The organism is Paenibacillus cremeus (assembly GCF_007786445.1).
Taxonomy (GTDB): domain Bacteria; phylum Bacillota; class Bacilli; order Paenibacillales; family NBRC-103111; genus Paenibacillus_G; species Paenibacillus_G cremeus.
Map to the genome: position 1 here is coordinate 1 of NZ_VNJI01000112.1, position 2,610 is coordinate 2,610.

General features: G+C 42.6%; 5 protein-coding genes and 1 pseudogene. 4 read left to right on the forward strand and 2 right to left on the reverse strand.

Annotated elements, in window-relative coordinates; translation table 11 throughout:
• Window positions 1-229, forward strand: a 229-nt coding sequence (locus FPZ49_RS36535) for a hypothetical protein (RefSeq protein WP_222430018.1), incomplete at its 5' end; no start/stop codon positions are given.
• Between the two features lie 49 nt (window positions 230-278).
• Here the strand turns inward: FPZ49_RS36535 and FPZ49_RS34990 are convergent.
• Window positions 279-923 (reverse strand): histidine phosphatase family protein, encoded by a 645-nt coding sequence (locus FPZ49_RS34990; protein WP_144855334.1) that lies wholly within the window; start codon window positions 921-923, stop codon window positions 279-281.
• 252 nt (window positions 924-1,175) lie between these two features.
• Between FPZ49_RS34990 and FPZ49_RS34995 the strand changes: the two genes are divergently transcribed.
• The gene (locus tag FPZ49_RS34995; RefSeq protein ID WP_144855336.1) at window positions 1,176-1,739 is read left to right on the forward strand and encodes a cupin domain-containing protein; all 564 of its coding nucleotides are present in this window, start codon (window positions 1,176-1,178) and stop codon (window positions 1,737-1,739) included.
• Between the two features lie 3 nt (window positions 1,740-1,742).
• Window positions 1,743-1,925 carry a hypothetical protein gene (locus FPZ49_RS36315; protein ID WP_186446295.1) on the forward strand — a complete coding sequence of 61 codons (183 nt, stop codon included), beginning with the start codon at window positions 1,743-1,745 and terminating at the stop codon, window positions 1,923-1,925.
• Between the two features lie 86 nt (window positions 1,926-2,011).
• Here FPZ49_RS36315 and FPZ49_RS35005 read toward each other — a convergent pair.
• Window positions 2,012-2,290, reverse strand: a pseudogene (locus FPZ49_RS35005) (sugar ABC transporter permease); the annotation flags it as partial.
• Between the two features lie 207 nt (window positions 2,291-2,497).
• Here FPZ49_RS35005 and FPZ49_RS35010 point away from each other — a divergent pair.
• The coding region (locus tag FPZ49_RS35010) for a transposase (protein WP_186445923.1) at window positions 2,498-2,610 on the forward strand (113 nt) is incomplete at its 3' end.

Sequence of the window (2,610 nt, forward strand, 5' to 3'; positions counted from 1 at the left end):
GGTTTCGCTATTGCCGTTTACGCGGGCTGAGAAATGCGACAGAGCAAGCGCTCATGACCGCAGCGGTTCAGAATATGAAGAAGATCGCCCTCCACTTAGAAAGGAGGGCATTGGAGGGTTAATACCCCCTCTAGTCCCGCAAAATATGTGTTTTGGGGCAAAAAAAGAGAAACCCAGCTTTTTAAAAAGTGGGTTTCTCTACAATCTGAAGGTTCACATTTCAGATTGAAATGTGAACCTTTTAAAACCCTATTGGGTAGACTAAAAGAAAAGCTTTTCTAGCGTAATTTTAGCAATTCATCCAAAGTGATTCGATCAACCACCTCAAACCCCTTTCCCAGTCCTCTAGGTTTTACAACAACGGTAGTTAATGGAGAGATAGTTCCTAATCCAACTCCATCAGGAAAACTATGAGCAATGATCACTCTGTTAGTTCCCGGAGCAGGCGTTTGTTCCAACACAGAAGTTAGAGTATCTAAAGCAGCTTGCTGCTGAGCATGTGGCAAGGAAGTGAAGTTATTGATTTTAACCCAAAACGGATCTGTTTGGACATTTCCTTCACTAAAAGCTAGTGCTGCGGTTTCCCTTGTTCGGCAATAAGGGCTGGCTTGAACTGGAGTCTGGACACGGATCTGTAAATCGCGAAGAGCCTTCCCAAATTGTGCTGCTTGTATTTTGCCGGCCTTGGAAAGATTTCTTTGAGTGCTGCAATCATCAAAATGGAGATTCGGCTGATCTTCACCTTCTGTTGCTTCCCCATGCCTGGCATAAAGAATATACCCGCCCTGTCGAAGTAAGTTTAGCAATGATGGAGCTGATGGAGCAGCCGGCGTCAAGCTTTTAAAAAATCCAGCCGCTTCAACCTTTGTTATGGGATTTATAAGGAGTAATGACAAAATGCCTGCCAGAAATAGTTTCTTCAATTAACAGCATCCCTTCGTTATTTTTATATTATTATTTCCCGCTATAGAATTACAAAAACAAGAGAGCTTCGATATTTTTTACCCATTTCCATAGCACCCCAACCGAAAAAGCTCATGGGGCTCCACATCGCCTTAAGGAACGATGCCAACCACTGCGGGCCTGCAAAAGAATTCTTCAAAAGTTCAAAGTAGCCTTTCTAAGGGATCGTGAATAACCTATTTTATACTTTGTGGAAGGGACTGAGTAACAAAATGTATTACGATGAGTATTTATCCCGTTATCCATACTACGTAAGCCTGCCGGTGTATAACTATGTTAGAATGCCTTTGTACTGGGTGATTCCGCAAGACTTAAACCATCCAAGTCAATATGATCATCGGCAATCCTCCAACATGAATGGTAAGATCGAGTTAAAAGATCATGGAAAAACACCGTTTGTTATCAATATTAATGAGGCCGCTAAGCAAAACAATACTTTTCGTACTGCCGTATGGACGGGGAATCATTTACAAGTTGTTGTCATGAGTATTAATGTTGGGGAAGACATCGGTTTAGAAGTTCATCCCTATGTTGACCAATTTTTGCGTATTGAAGAAGGGCAAGGCTTAGTCCGCATGGGTGACACGAAAGGTAACTTGAATTTTGAACAAAGGGTTTATGAGGATTATGCAATCATGGTACCTGCTGGCAAATGGCATAATGTAATAAACACAGGAAATACCCCGCTTAAGCTTTATACAATTTATGCTCCGCCTCAGCATCCGTTTGGAACGGTCCAGCAGACGAAAGCAGTCGCAATGGCCGCTGGAGATTAATGCATGATCGTAGCGAAAAAACAAAAAAACTTGCCTTTTAAAATGAAAGAATCCTTCGGCTCTAGAGCAACAAACGTTTTCGGCAGCTCGCCGGCTGCAACGGTTGCACTTAATTTGTCCGTGCAAGACGAGGCGAGCACCCACGAGACCGTAAGCTTCGTTGGTCTTTTCCTCAAGCTGTTTTAGAGCTGTCATCGGGCATTTTCTCCGGACTGTAGCTCGGCAGCATCATGGTCAGCTGAAGAGGCCCTTGATTTCCTCCGGCGCTACTGCGTACGAAACCAGTCGTTGCTCACAAGAAAATTGATTTTTTCCCCGCCGAAACGCGCGATCAGATCGTTCACAATGCCACCTTCAGTCGTTAGGAAAATATAAGCAATCCCTACGATCACCACCCAAGACATAAAGTGAGGAATGTATATCAGTGTTTGAACGATTCGCTTCATGAACTCTTGTCTCAGCTCGTTTAGCATGAGTGCGATTACGATCGGTAGCGGAAAGAAAAACAGAATATTATAAGCAGCAAGGATCAGCGTGTTCCGAAAGAGCATCTACAAACATACCATTTGAAAAAAAAGAAAAACCCAGCTTTGGAAAGTGGGTTTCTCTGCTTCATAAAATTTAACCATCAGTTGTCAGAATTCCCCCACTTCTAAAGTGGTGGGATGAATGGCAACGGTCTTAGGTATTGACTAATACAGCCGAAATCTATACGATTAGATTCATTCAGTCGTATTTAGAGAAAGGCTGTATTATCAATGGATCTTGACTCGAATAACCATTCAGTATTCTCGCTTAATTATCATCTAATTCTAGTAATCAAGTACCGCCGAAAAGTGATCAATGATGAAATATCCAACCGGCTGAAAGA

Excerpts from the sequence above, each read along its gene's own strand:
- FPZ49_RS34995 (WP_144855336.1), top strand. The coding sequence starts at position 1,176 with ATGTATTACGATGAGTATTTATCCCGTTATCCATACTACGTAAGCCTG.
- FPZ49_RS36315 (WP_186446295.1), top strand. The coding sequence starts at position 1,743 with ATGATCGTAGCGAAAAAACAAAAAAACTTGCCTTTTAAAATGAAAGAA.